We start from the raw sequence: 12,697 nt of genomic DNA on the forward strand, positions 1-12,697 counted from the left end.
CAGGATCAGCAGGGCACTCGGAAGGAGCCCGACATCACCAGCGAACTCCCGCGCCTCGCGGCGGTGACCCGGCCGACCCGGGGACCCGGTCTGACCGGTTCCCCTGTCGTGTCGTACCCGCACGGCGGCCTGGCGCGGCACGCCAACCTGCCACCGGGAGAGCGGTTGCGGGTGCTGCTGGTGGAGGACGACGAGGGTGACGCCTTCCTGGTCGGTGAGCTGCTCGCCGAGACCAACTCGATGATCGACCTGGTGGTCGCCACCAGTCTCAGCGAGGCGCGGCAGCGGATCACCGACGTGGACTGCGTCCTGCTCGACCTGGGCCTGCCCGACGCACAGGGGCTGGACGGGCTGCGCCAGGTGCTGGAGATGTCCAGCGGTGCCGCCGTCTGTGTGCTGACCGGCCGTTCGGACGAGCACCTGGGTGTCGTCGCGGTCGCCGAGGGCGCGCAGGACTACCTGGTCAAGGGCCAGGTCGACGGGGTGTTGCTGACCCGGGCGCTGCGCTACGCCGTGGAGCGCAAGCGCGCCGACGAGAACGCCCGCCGGCTGCGCGAGGTCGAGCTGCGCCAGGCCGAGTCGGCCCGCCTCGAACGCGGCCTGCTGCCACAGCCGCTGATGACGACCGACCAGGTGGCGGTGCACACCTTCTACCGGCCGGGCCGGCACGCCGCGCTGATCGGTGGGGACTTCTTCGACGTGGTGCAGACCCGCCCGGACCGCATCGACCTGATCGTCGGCGACGTCTGCGGGCACGGGGTGGACGAGGCCGCGCTCGGCGTCGAGCTGCGGGTGGCCTGGCGGGCCCTGGTGCTCGCCGGAGTGCCGGACGACGAGGTGCTGCCCGCGCTGGAGCAGGTGCTGATGAGCGAACGCCGCCTTCAGGAGATCTTCGCGACCGTGGCCACCGCCAGACTGGACCTGGACGCCAACCGGGCCACCGTCCGACTCGCCGGGCACCCGCCGCCGCTGCTGCTCTCCGGTGGCCGGGTCGCCCCGGTGCCCGCGCCCGGTGGCCGCCTGTTGGGCGTACGACCCCGCCGGCCGATCGCCTACGACCTGGAGTTCGACACCGATGACTGGTCCCTGCTGATGTACACCGACGGCCTCATCGAGGGGCGGGTGGGTGAGGGCAACGAACGCCTCGACGTGCCGGGTCTGAGCGGGCTGCTCGACGAGCCGGCCAACCGCGAGGTGTCGCTGCCCGAACTGCCGGCCTGGCTGGTCGGTCGGGCCGAGCGGCTCAACGGTGGCCCGCTCGCCGACGACGTGGCGATGCTGCTGGTCAGCCGGGGCGGTGGCCGGTGAAGCCGGAGGTCGGCGGTTGGAGTCTGCGCCGCCGGGTCGTCACCCTGCTCGCCGTCGTGGGTGTGCTGCTGATCGGCCTGGCCGCCGCGGAGGCGGCGGTGGCGGCGCGCAACCGCACCCAGATCGACGCCGTCCTGAACCAGACCGGCCCGCTGCGGGTGCAGTCGCAGGAACTGCTCAACGCGTTGCTCGACCAGGAGACCGGCATCCGTGGGTACGCGGTCAGCGGTGATCCGGCCGACCTGAGCCCCTATCGGGAGGGGCTGGCCCGGGAGGCGGACGTCGTCACCTCGATGCGGGTGCTCCTCAACGACTATCCGCAGATCGGGCAGGAGTTGCGGGGCGTCGAGGAACGCAGCTCGCAGTGGCGGCAGTCGGTGGCGGAGCCGGTGATCAGCACCACCGAGCAGAGCGGCACGAGCGCCGGGCAGGCGTTGATCACCGAAGGGGCCCGGCAGCAGTTCGACGAGGTCCGCGCCGCGGTGAACGACCTCCAGGAGGAGATCCTGGCCGCCCGGGAGCAGGCCGCCACCGCCGTACGGACCAGCAGCAACGTGCTCGTCGTCCTGCTCATCGTCGCCGCACTGGTGGTGGTCGTGGCCGGCGCGGTGCTGTTGATCTCGCTGGACCGGATGGTGGTCCGGCCGCTGACCGGCCTGGCCAACCAGGTCCGCGAGGTCGCCGAGGGCGACTACCAGCACCGTATCGCCACCGTCGGCCCGCCGGAGTTCATCCGGCTCGGCGACGACGTGGACGCGATGCGTCAGAAGATCGCCGCGGACCTGGCCGAGGTGCGGGGTGCCCGCGAGCGCATCGAGTGGGTCAACAGCCAGCTCCAGAAGCAGGCCGAGGAGCTGACCCGGTCCAACCGTGACCTGGAGCAGTTCGCGTACGTGGCGTCGCACGACCTGCAGGAGCCGCTGCGCAAGGTGGCCAGCTTCTGCCAGCTGCTCCAGCGCCGCTACGCCGGGCAGTTGGACGAGCGGGCCGACCAGTACATCGCGTTCGCTGTGGACGGCGCCCAGCGCATGCAGCGCCTGATCAACGACCTGCTCGCGTTCTCCCGGATCGGCCGGCTCACCACCGGCTTCGTCGAGGTCGACCTGAACAAGGTGATGGGCGACGTGGCCGGGCAGACCGAGGCCGCCCGGCAGTACGCCGACGCCGAGCTGACCTGGACCGACCTGCCGGTGATCTCGGGTGAGGAACCGCTGCTCACCAACCTGTTGGCCAACCTGGTCAGCAACTCGATCAAGTTCCGCCGCGCCGACGTGCCGGCCAAGGTGCACGTCTCGGCCCGCCTGGTGGGCGCCGAGTGGGAGATCAGCTGCGAGGACAACGGCATCGGGATCGAGCCGGAGTTCGCCGACAAGATCTTCGTGATCTTCCAGCGGCTGCACTCGAAGGACGCGTACCCGGGCACCGGCATCGGGCTGGCCATCGTCAAGAAGATCGTCGAGTACCACGGCGGCCGGGTCTGGGTGGACACCGACGTGCCGGAGGGCACCGCGATCCGCTTCACCCTGCCGGCGCTGCCGGCGGACGTGGAGGCGGCGGCCGCCGTCGAGTCGCCGGACCAGCCGCCCGCCCTGCCGGCGGGCGACACGACGCCCCCGAACGAGGCTCCGGCAGCGCCGGCCGAGCAGTCCGACGGATCGGACCGGCCGGACCGGGCCGACGAGCCGTCGGGAAGCGGTAGAACGGGTGACATGAGGGAGACGGTGGGATGACCGCGCCGGCGGACGGCAAGAGCCCGATCGAGGTCCTGCTCGTCGAGGACGACCCGGGTGACGTGCTGATGACCCAGGAGGCGTTCGAGGAGCACAAGCTGCGCAACCGGCTGACCGTCGTCTCCGACGGCGCCGAGGCGCTCGCCTACCTGCGGCGGGAGGGGCAGTACGCCGACGCGGTCGCGCCCGACCTGATCCTGCTCGACCTCAACCTGCCCCGCCGCGACGGCCGGGAGGTGCTCGAAGAGATCAAGAAGGACCAGGAGCTGCGTCGGATCCCGGTCGTGGTGCTCACCACCTCCCAGGCCGACGAGGACATCCTGCGCAGCTACCAGCTGCACGCCAACGCCTACGTGACCAAGCCGGTGGACTTCGAGCGCTTCATCTCGGTGGTCCGCCAGATCGACGAGTTCTTCGTCAGCGTGGTCAAGCTGCCGCCGCGTGGCTGACACCCTGCTCGACGACGTCGGTGACCTCCTCCGGGAGGCCGCCGACCAGGTCGTGCTGCCGCTGTTCCGCAAGCTCGACGACGACGACGTGTCGGAGAAGGCGCCCGGTGAGGTGGTGACCGTCGCCGATCGTCGCGCCGAGGAACTGCTCTCGGCGGGGCTGCGCCGGCTCCGGCCGGGCTCGATGGTCGTCGGCGAGGAGGGTGTCGCCGACGACCCGGGGCTGCTGCGGCACCTGCGCGCCGGCGGGGACGTCTGGTTGGTCGACCCCGTCGACGGCACCGCCAACTTCGCCGCCGGACGTCGGCCGTTCGCCCTGATGGTGTCGCTGCTGACCGACGGGCGACCGACCGCCGGCTGGATCCTCGACCCGCTCGCCGACACTCTCGCCGTCGGCTCGGCGGACGACGGCACCCTGCTCAACGGCCGACCGGTGGACCGCACCACAGCGACCCCACCACCGGGCGAGCTGCGCGGCGCGGCGATGACCCGGTTCCTGCCGCCGGAGACCCGCGACCGGGTCCGCGCCGGCGGTCGGCAGCTCGGTGAGCTGCTGCCCGGCCAACACTGCGCCGGCCGGGAATACCTGGACATCCTCACCGGAGAGCAGCAGTTCGTCCTCTTCTGGCGCACCCTGCCGTGGGACCATGCGCCGGGCACCCTGCTGGTCCGCGCCGCCGGTGGCGTCGCCCGCCGTTTCGACGGCGTCGACTACCACCCGGCCGACGACGACCGCGGCCTGCTCGTCGCCGCCAACGAACAGATCTGGGCCGAGGTCCGCGACGCCCTCCTCGACAGCTGATCCGCGCCCTGCGCGACGACGCCGAAACGCTCTGTCGACATCTGGGCCGACCGGCGGTCGGGGGGCTGGTCAGCAGGCCGTCGTCCGGTATCGTGACCGGCGGTCTCCGCCAGCAGGCCGCCGACCGGCGCCGGCGGGGACGCCGCCGCAGTTGGTTCACCGGCGGTCGACGGAAGGACGCTTTCGTGCCCAGGACCAGGCTTCGCCCGCGGCTCGGCCGCCGCGCCCTGTTCGCTCTGCTCGCCACCGTCGCGTTGGTGCTCGGCGGTGCCGCCGTGCCCGCGTACGCGGAGCCCGGCGAGGGAGGCAGCAAGAAGCTCCAGGATGCTCTGGAGCTGACCGCCAAGGGCCACATCGAGGCGAAGGCCAAACTGGACAACTCCAAGCGTCGCCAGGCGGCGCTGGCCGGCGAGCTGACGACTGTCGAGGGTCGGATGGTCGGGCTGACCGCCCAGGTGGGCGAGGTGGCCGCACAGTCGTACCGGGTCGGCCGGCTCACCCCGGCGACGATGTTGCTCAACACGAGCACGCCGCAGGCGTTCCTGGAACGGGTCAGCGACCTCGACCTGATGGCCCAGCGCGACGCCAAGCGGCTGCGCGACCTCGTCGAGGCCAAGGAGCAGGCGCAGCAGGCCAAGGTCGCCATCGACGCCGAGGTCCGCGAGCAGCAGAAGCAACTCGCCGTGATGGCGAAGAAGAAGAAGGAGGCCGAGGCGGCCCTCGCCGAGGTCAGCTCGGGTGGCAGCAACGGTTTCAGCGGTGGCAGCTCCACCTCGGCCAAGCCCGCGCCGCGCAACTCGGACGGGTCCTGGCCGTCGGAGTCGTGCTCGGTGAAGGACCCGACCACCTCCGGCTGCATCACCCCGCGCACCCTGCACGCCCTGAAGGAGACCCAGGCCGCCGGCTACAAGCGGCACGTCTCCTGCAAGCGCAGCGGCGGCGGCGGTGAGCACCCCAAGGGGCGGGCCTGCGACTTCTCGGCCGCCACCAACGGTTTCGAGGACAAGAACGCGACCGGCGGCGACAAGTCGTACGGGGACAGCCTCGCCGCCTGGCACGTGCGCAACGCCGACCGTCTCGGGGTGCTCTACGTGATCTGGTACCGGCAGATCTGGCACCCCGGCACCGGCTGGCGCGCCTACAGTGGCAGCGGCAGCCCCGCCGCGTCCCACACGAACCATGTTCATCTCTCGATGTACTGACCCGAAGCACCAGCTTCGCTGCGTACCATCGCGACGATGAGCTCCCCACCGTCCGACGTAACGGCCCCGCCGGCATCCCCGGCCTCGCCCGCTCCGGCCACCGGCCGGGCGTTGCCCAACGGCCTGGCCGCCTTCCTGGTCTTCTTCTCCAGCGGCGCCGTGCTGGTGCTGGAGACCGTCGCGCTGCGTCTGGTCGGCCCGTACGTCGGGGTGACCCTCCAGGTGACCAGCTCGGTGATCGGCATCGCGCTGGCCGCCATCGCGTACGGGGCGTGGTCCGGTGGGTGGCTCGCCGACCGGCGCAACCCGCGTGGCCTGCTGGCACCGGCCCTGGTGTTGGCCGGCATCGCCACCGCGATCACCCTGCCGGTGGTCCGCTACGCCGGTGAGGTGCTGCGCGGCGGGGCGGCCAGCGGCATCCTGCTGCTGGTCGCGCTGGCCGTGTTCGTCCCGGCCGCGCTGCTGGCCGCTGTCACCCCGCTGGTCGTGAAGCTCCAACTCGCCGACCTGCGCCGCACCGGCCAGGTGGTCGGTCGACTCTCCGGTATCGGCACCCTCGGCGGCATCACCGCCACCCTGCTCACCGGCTTCGTGCTGGTCGCCGCGCTGCGCAGCACCGTCATCCTGCTGACCCTCGCGCTCGCGCTCGGGCTGGTCGGCATCGGTCTCGGCTGGTACCTACGCCGGCAGGAGCCCACCGACCTGCCCGGCCCGGCCCGGACCAGGGCCGCGTTGGCGGTCCTCGGCCTGGTCGGGGCGGGGCTGAGCACCGTCGCGCCGAACCCGTGCGACATCGAGACGGCGTACCACTGCGCCCGCGTCGCGGCGGACCCGAACCGGTCCACCGGTCGGACGCTCCTGCTCAACTCGGCCCACCACTCGTACGTGGACCTCGCCGACCCGAAACACCTGGAGTACGCGTACACGAAGTGGATCGGCGCGGTCGCCGACGTCGCCGCGCCGACCGGGCAGCGACTGGACGCGCTGCACCTGGGCGGCGGCGGTTTCACCGTCCCGGGCTACCTCACCGCCACCCGGCCGGGCACCGAGAACGTGGTGTTCGAGATCGACGGCGGCCTGGTCGAGCTGGGCAGGCAGGAACTGGGCGTACGCACGGGGCCGGAGCTGCGGGCGGTGGTGGGTGACGCCCGGATGCTGGTGGCCGGCGAGCCGACGGACAGCCGGGACCTGGTCGTCGGTGACGCGTTCGGCCACCTGGTGGTGCCGTGGCACCTGGCCACCCGGGAGATGGCGGCCGAGATCCGGCGGGTGACCCGTCCCGGCGGCGTGTACGTGCAGAACGTCATCGACTACCCGCCGCTGCGGTTCATCCGCGCCGAGCTGGCCACCGTCGGGGCCGAGTTCCGGCACGTCGCGTTGATCGCGCCGCCGGAGGCGCTCGCCGAGCAGCAGGGCTCCAACTTCCTCATCGTCGGCTCGGACGCCCCGCTGCCGGTGGAGGCCGTCCGCGCCCGGCTGAGCCAGGTGGACCCGAAGGTCAGCCTGCTCTCCGGCGCGGAGCTGACGGAGTTCGTCGGCTCGGCGCTGGTGTTGACCGACGACTACGCCCCGGTGGACCAACTGTTGGCGACCGCCTGATCGGGTGACTTTCCTGACCGATTCCGATCCAACAGGTGTAGGTCTGTCCGGCCTGGGCAACAACGGCCACCATGGGCGGTGGGGACCGGAACAACGCGCAACTTCTCGATGAGCGCTACCGGCTCGTCGAGCAACTCGGCGCGGGCGGCATGTCGGTCGTCTGGCGCGGCTACGACGAGGTGTTGGGCCGCCAGGTCGCGGTGAAGGTGCTGGCCTCGCGGCTGGCCAGCGACCGGGCCTTCCGGCACCGGATCCGGGTGGAGGCGCAGGCCGCCGCGCGGCTCTGCCACCCCAACATCACCAACGTGTACGACTACGGCGAGTCCGAGCAGGTCGGCCTGACCGTGCCGTACGTGGTGATGGAGCTGGTCGACGGAGCCTCACTCGCCAACCGGCTCGGTCGGGAGGTCAGCCTGCCGTGGCGGGAGGCGGTGACGATCGGCGCCGAGGTCAGCTCGGCGCTGGCCACCGCGCACGCCCGTGGTGTGGTGCACCGTGACGTCACCCCGGGCAACGTGATGCTCACGCCGACTGGTGTGAAGGTCGTCGACTTCGGCATCTCCGCGCTGGTCGGGGAGAGCGAGAAGGGCCCCGACGGCGCGCTGCTCGGCACCCCCGCCTACCTGGCCCCGGAGCGGTTGGACAACGGCCAGGTCTCCCCGGCCACCGACGTGTACGCCGTCGGTCTGCTGCTCTACCGGATGCTCACCGGCCGGCTGCCCTGGCAGGCCGACACGACCACGCAGATGCTGCGCGCGCACATGTACAACGACCCGGACCCGATGCCACCGGTGCCCGGCCTGCCGGACGAGGTGACCGACCTGGTGCGGCGCTGCCTGGCCAAGCGGCCCGGTGACCGCCCGGCGACCGCCGAACTGGCCCGGACCCTCGCCGAGGCGGCCGGAATGCTCGCCGCGGTGCCGGTCTCCCCGGCCGCCGGGCACCTGGACCCGGCCGCGCTGGCCAACGCGGGCACCACGATTCTGCCGTGGTCCGCGGCGACCGACGCGTTGCCGCTGTCCCGCACCCGCAACCGGGGCCGGCGGATGGACCGACGTCGCCGGCGGGTGGAGGCCGGGGTGGCCGCCGTCGGCCTGATCGCTGTCACCGGCGCGATGTGGGGTTTCACCTCGCGCAGCCCGGCCAGCGGCGACGACCGGCCGACCACCGAGGCGCGGATGGGCCTGCCGCAGGCGCCGACCTGCGACGTGACGTACGCGCTGCGGGCCGACACCGGCAAGGACTTCGCCGCCGAGCTGACCCTGACCAACAGCGGTAAGCAGGAACTCCGGGACTGGACGATGAACTTCACGTTCCCCGGTCAGCAGACCGTGACGAAGGCCGAGCCGACGTCGGTGCAGCAGCAGGGCAGCAAGGTGCTGATCCGACCCGCCGCACAGCGCACCACCCTCGCGCCCGGCGCGGCCGAGAAGCTCACCCTGTCCGGGACGTACACCGGGGCGAACCCGCTGCCGGTGGAGTTCCGGCTGGGCGACGTGACCTGCGGGGTACGCGTCTCCGGGGTCGCCGGCAGCGTGCCGTCCACCGCACCGGCGAGCACGGCCGCCACCACGAAGAAGGCCCCGCCGAAGAAGGCGACGACACCCAGCGGATCCGGCGGTGGAGGCGCACAGAAGGCGAAGCCGCCGAAGGCGGCGAAGGGGCCGGCGAAGCCCGGCGAGGGCAAGGGGCCGGGTGGTCCGGGAAAAGGGTGAAGGGCCCGCAGAAGCACGGCGGGCCGAAGAAGTGAGCGTCAGCGTCGCCCCGCGAATCGCTGGACCTGGTCGATCCCGCCCTCCACGATCAGCACCCCACCCTGGGTGAGGGGCGTGTCGTCCGAGGCGTACCGGAAACGCTCACCGGGCACCTTCGCCCCGATCACGCGTACCCCGGAGCGCTCCTCCGGGCGCAGGTCGAGCAGGGTGCGCCCGACGAACGAACCCGGAACCCGGACGGTGGCGATCGCAAAGTCGTCGTCGAACTCGACGAAGTCCAGCAGCCGGCTGACGATCAGGTGCGCCACCCGGTCGCCGGTCTCCGCCTCCGGGAAGATCACGTGGTGTGCGCCCACCGACGACAGGATCTTGGCGTGTTTCTGCGAGGTGGCCCGCGCCCAGATCTGCGGCACACCCAACTCGACCAACGCCAGCACGGTGAGGACGCTCGCCTCCACCGACGCCCCGATGGCCACCACCGCCCGGGCGAAACTGGCGACGCCGAGCTGACGGAGCGCCCCCTCCTCGGTGGAGTCGGCCTGGACCACCCGGTCGATCTGGTCGGAGAAGCGCTGGACCTGGGCCGGGTTGCGGTCGACGGCCAGCACCTCGCGATCCATCCGGGTGAGCGACGCGGCCAGGTGGCAGCCGAAGCGACCCAACCCGATCACCACGATCCCGCCGCCGTCAGATCGTCTCGCGGACACCTCGACCCTCCTCGCTGTTAGCCGACAATTGGTTGTTCCTGGGGGTAGCGGTAGAGCCGGCGTCTTGTGTTCAGGGCGATCGCCGACCCCAGGGTGAGTGGCCCGACCCGGCCGATGAACATCAGCACGGTGAGCACGAGTTGACCGCTGGCCGGCAGTTCACCGGCGAGACCGACGGTGAGCCCGGTGGTGCTGAACGCGGAGGTGACCTCGAACAGCGCCGCGACGAGTCGCACGCCCTCGGTGAGCAGCAGCAGGAGCATCGTTCCGGCCGTGACCAGCGCGACGCTGAGCAGAGCCACAGTCACCGCATGTCGTTGGCTGGCGGTGGCCACCCGGCGATGCCCGACGGTCACGTCCGGCTCACCGCGCAACTCGGCCCAGATGGTGAACCCGAGCAGGAAGAACGTGGACACCTTGATGCCTCCGGCCGTGCTGGCGCTGCCGCCGCCGATGAACATCAGCACGATCAGCAGCGGATAGCTCTCCTCCTGGAGGTCGGCGATGTTCAGCACGCTGAACCCGCCGGTGCGACTCAACGCGATCTGGGTGAACGACGCGAGCACCTTGCCGGCGGCGTCGTACGAGCCGATGGTGCTGGCGTTGGTCCACTCGGCGGCGAGCAGGCCGACGAAGCCCAGCAGCAGCAGGGCGACGCTGCCCCAGATGGTCAGCTTCGTGGCCACCACCCACCCCGCCGGTCTGCGCCACTCACGGACCGCCTCGAACAGGGCCGGAAACCCGAGCCCGCCGACGATCCCACCGAACGCCAGTGGCAGCGACACCCACGGATCGCGGGCGAAGGCCAGCAGCCCGTCGCTGTAGAGCGCGAAGCCACCGTTGTTGAACGCCTGGACCGCGTGGAACACCCCCGACCAGAGGGCCCGCCCCGGCCCGTAGTCGTACGCCCACCAGAGTCGGCCGGCGACCACGGCGGTCATCACCGCCTCGCAGGCGAAGACGGTCACCGCGATCCGACGCAGCAGCCGGGCCACGTCGCCGATCCCGAACTCCGCCGTCTCGGCCTGCACCAGCAGTCGGTTGCGCAGGCCCAGTTGGCGTGAGACCACCAGGATGACCAGCGCCGCAGCGGTGAGGATGCCGAGACCGCCGAGCTGGGTGAGCAAAGTGATCACCACGAGCCCCGCGGCGGACCAGTAGTTGGGGGTGTCGTTGATCGCCATGCCCGTCACCGACACCGCCGAGGTGGCGGTGAACAACGCGGTGACCAGAGGTGGACGTTGGTGATCGACTGTCGCCCAGCGCGCCATCAGCAGCCCGGTGCCCAGCAGGATCGGCACCAGGAACCCCAGCGGCACCAGCCGCACGGGGTTACGGAAGAACCAGCGCACCAGACAATCTTCCTTTTCCGGACGGGTGGCGGAGTGGGAACGCCCATTCCGGAGATTCACCTGCCGGTCAGTCGTCGACCAACTCCCGGCCAACCACGGGCGGTCTGCTGTCCGCGACACCCTTCGATGACAGGAGACGGCGTTGCGACGTACCCTCTCGACCCTCGGCGTGGCCGGCGCGCTGCTCGCCGACAACTGACCTCGGCCGGAGCTGATCCGCTCCGACCGATCGCTGGGCCGATCACGCCCGGCCCAGACGCTGGCCCGTCGTCCGCCACCCGGACGGCGGGCCAGCGGCACGTCCGAGGCGCGAACCGTCAGGCCACGCGGAGTGATCGACTAGGTCGGCGACGTGGGGGTGTCCGGCGCTCGGGATGGAACGACCTCGCCGATGTGGAGTCGATCATCGGTTGACCGAACCGGGGCGGATGGCGCGAGACGACACACACCACGTGCGGTCCGTGGGGGTTCGGGCCACCGGGACCGACGACGCTCCGGCGGCCGTGCGGGCCGTTGTAACCTCCGGCCACCTCATTCCCGTTACTTGTGTGTTTCTGCCACATAGCTCGTGGGTGACGTCACTTCTAGCGTGAGCCGACAACACAGCATCCTGTCCTCACCTGGAGTCGCGATGACGGTCCGGCACACGCGGCGGGCGTTCCTGTCCGCCGCCACGATGATGGCCGCGGCGCTGGCCGCCACGGCCTGTGGTAGCCCGCAGGACACCGCCACCGGCGGCGGCGACAGCGCCGCGCCGGTCAAGGTCGGCCTGGTGTACTCCCAGTCGGGTGCCCTGGCCAGTTACGGAAAGCAGTACATCGAGGGGTTCAAGGCGGGGCTCGACTTCGCCACGAAGGGCACCGGCAAGGTCGGTGACCGGAAGATCGAAGTGACCGAGGTCGACGACGCGGGTGACCCGGCCAAGGCGGTCTCCGCAGCGAAGGACCTGATCGGCAAGGGCACCAAGATCATTGCCGGTTCCACCGCCTCCGGTGTGGCGTTGCAGGTCGCGCCGATCGCGGCGCAGAACAAGGTCCTGTTCATCAGTGGACCGGCGGCCACCGACGCGGTGACCGGCGCGAACAAGTACACGTTCCGCTCCGGCCGCCAGTCCTACCAGGACGTGGTGACCGCCAAGTCGTTCATCGGCGACCCGACCGGCAAGAAGGTGGTGGTCTTCGCGCAGGACGGCGCGTTCGGCGACGCCAACGAGGCGGCCGTCAAGGCCGTCATCGGTGGGGCGGGCGCCACCGTGAGCAGCGTCCGGGCCCCGGCCAGCGCCACCGAGTTCACCCCGTTCGCCAGCCAGATCAAGACCGCCAAGCCGGACCTGCTCTTCGTGGCGTGGGCCGGCACCACCGCCCCGGCGATGTGGCAGACCCTCGACCAGCAGGGTGTGCTGGCGTCCACCACAGTGGTCACCGGTCTGGACATCCGCGCCTCGTGGCCGACCTTCGGAGCTGCCGGCACCAAGATCTCATTCCTGTCGCACTACTTCGACGGCGCCAGCGACACCGAGGCCAGCAAGGCGCTCAAGGCCAAGGTGAACACCATCGACCTGTTCCACCCGGACGGCTTCGCCGCCGCCCAGATGGTGGTCCGGGCGGCGCAGGAGGGCGGGGACGACGTCGACAAGATGGTCACCGCTCTGGAGGGCTGGAGCTTCGACGGGGTCAAGGGCACGATGACCATCCGGGCAGCCGACCACGCGCTGCTCCAGCCGATGTTCCAGGCCAAGCTGGCCGGCAGCGGCACCGAGTTCACGGCCACCGCGCAGAAGAGCCTCACCGGTGACGAGACCGCGCCACCGGCCGTGGCCATGAAGGGCTGACC

10 protein-coding genes are annotated in these 12,697 nt (G+C 71.3%); 8 read left to right on the plus strand and 2 right to left on the minus strand.

The window, feature by feature from the left end; translation table 11 throughout:
• Positions 1-108: 108 nt before the first annotated feature.
• From GA0070612_RS09015 to GA0070612_RS09045, 7 genes are all read left to right on the plus strand, one after another.
• Entirely contained in the window at positions 109-1,308 is a 1,200-nt protein-coding gene (locus GA0070612_RS09015; RefSeq protein ID WP_088991370.1) for a PP2C family protein-serine/threonine phosphatase, read from the plus strand.
• Positions 1,305-3,038, plus strand: a complete 1,734-nt coding sequence (locus tag GA0070612_RS09020) for a sensor histidine kinase (RefSeq protein ID WP_088987502.1) — start codon at positions 1,305-1,307, stop codon at positions 3,036-3,038. The genes GA0070612_RS09015 and GA0070612_RS09020 overlap by 4 nt, the downstream gene beginning before the upstream one ends.
• Complete coding sequence (locus GA0070612_RS09025) at positions 3,035-3,487, plus strand: response regulator (RefSeq protein WP_088987503.1); 453 nt, start codon at positions 3,035-3,037, stop codon at positions 3,485-3,487. The genes GA0070612_RS09020 and GA0070612_RS09025 overlap by 4 nt, the downstream gene beginning before the upstream one ends.
• Positions 3,480-4,289: an inositol monophosphatase family protein gene (locus GA0070612_RS09030; RefSeq protein ID WP_088987504.1), complete on the plus strand. Its 810-nt coding sequence runs from the start codon at positions 3,480-3,482 to the stop codon at positions 4,287-4,289. The genes GA0070612_RS09025 and GA0070612_RS09030 overlap by 8 nt, the downstream gene beginning before the upstream one ends.
• A 185-nt stretch (positions 4,290-4,474) precedes the next feature.
• Positions 4,475-5,491 carry a coiled-coil domain-containing protein gene (locus GA0070612_RS09035; protein ID WP_408630539.1) on the plus strand — a complete coding sequence of 339 codons (1,017 nt, stop codon included), beginning with the start codon at positions 4,475-4,477 and terminating at the stop codon, positions 5,489-5,491.
• A gap of 36 nt (positions 5,492-5,527) precedes the next feature.
• Entirely contained in the window at positions 5,528-7,090 is a 1,563-nt protein-coding gene (locus GA0070612_RS09040) for a fused MFS/spermidine synthase (RefSeq protein ID WP_088987505.1), read from the plus strand.
• 71 nt (positions 7,091-7,161) lie between these two features.
• Positions 7,162-8,805: a serine/threonine-protein kinase gene (locus GA0070612_RS09045; protein ID WP_088987506.1), complete on the plus strand. Its 1,644-nt coding sequence runs from the start codon at positions 7,162-7,164 to the stop codon at positions 8,803-8,805.
• Positions 8,806-8,843: 38 nt separating this feature from the next.
• On the opposite strand, the gene GA0070612_RS09050 is transcribed toward GA0070612_RS09045, so the two are convergent.
• Together GA0070612_RS09050 and GA0070612_RS09055 are read right to left on the minus strand one after the other, a co-directional pair.
• The gene (locus GA0070612_RS09050) at positions 8,844-9,512 is read right to left on the minus strand and encodes a potassium channel family protein (protein WP_088987507.1); all 669 of its coding nucleotides are present in this window, start codon (positions 9,510-9,512) and stop codon (positions 8,844-8,846) included.
• A 17-nt stretch (positions 9,513-9,529) separates the two neighbouring features.
• Positions 9,530-10,864, minus strand: a complete 1,335-nt coding sequence (locus GA0070612_RS09055) for a TrkH family potassium uptake protein (RefSeq protein ID WP_088987508.1) — start codon at positions 10,862-10,864, stop codon at positions 9,530-9,532.
• Between the two features lie 631 nt (positions 10,865-11,495).
• On the opposite strand from GA0070612_RS09055, the gene GA0070612_RS09060 reads away from it, so the two are divergent.
• Positions 11,496-12,695, plus strand: a complete 1,200-nt coding sequence (locus GA0070612_RS09060) for a substrate-binding domain-containing protein (protein ID WP_088987509.1) — start codon at positions 11,496-11,498, stop codon at positions 12,693-12,695.
• The last annotated feature ends 2 nt before the right edge of the window (positions 12,696-12,697 follow it).

The organism is Micromonospora chokoriensis (assembly GCF_900091505.1).
In the GTDB taxonomy this organism is placed as follows: Bacteria; Actinomycetota; Actinomycetes; order Mycobacteriales; family Micromonosporaceae; genus Micromonospora; species Micromonospora chokoriensis.

Bases quoted from the DNA above. Each gene is read 5' to 3' on its own strand.
- GA0070612_RS09025 (WP_088987503.1), top strand. From the start codon at position 3,035: ATGACCGCGCCGGCGGACGGCAAGAGCCCGATCGAGGTCCTGCTCGTC.
- GA0070612_RS09040 (WP_088987505.1), top strand. From the start codon at position 5,528: ATGAGCTCCCCACCGTCCGACGTAACGGCCCCGCCGGCATCCCCGGCC.
- GA0070612_RS09045 (WP_088987506.1), top strand. From the start codon at position 7,162: ATGGGCGGTGGGGACCGGAACAACGCGCAACTTCTCGATGAGCGCTAC.
- GA0070612_RS09060 (WP_088987509.1), top strand. From the start codon at position 11,496: ATGACGGTCCGGCACACGCGGCGGGCGTTCCTGTCCGCCGCCACGATG.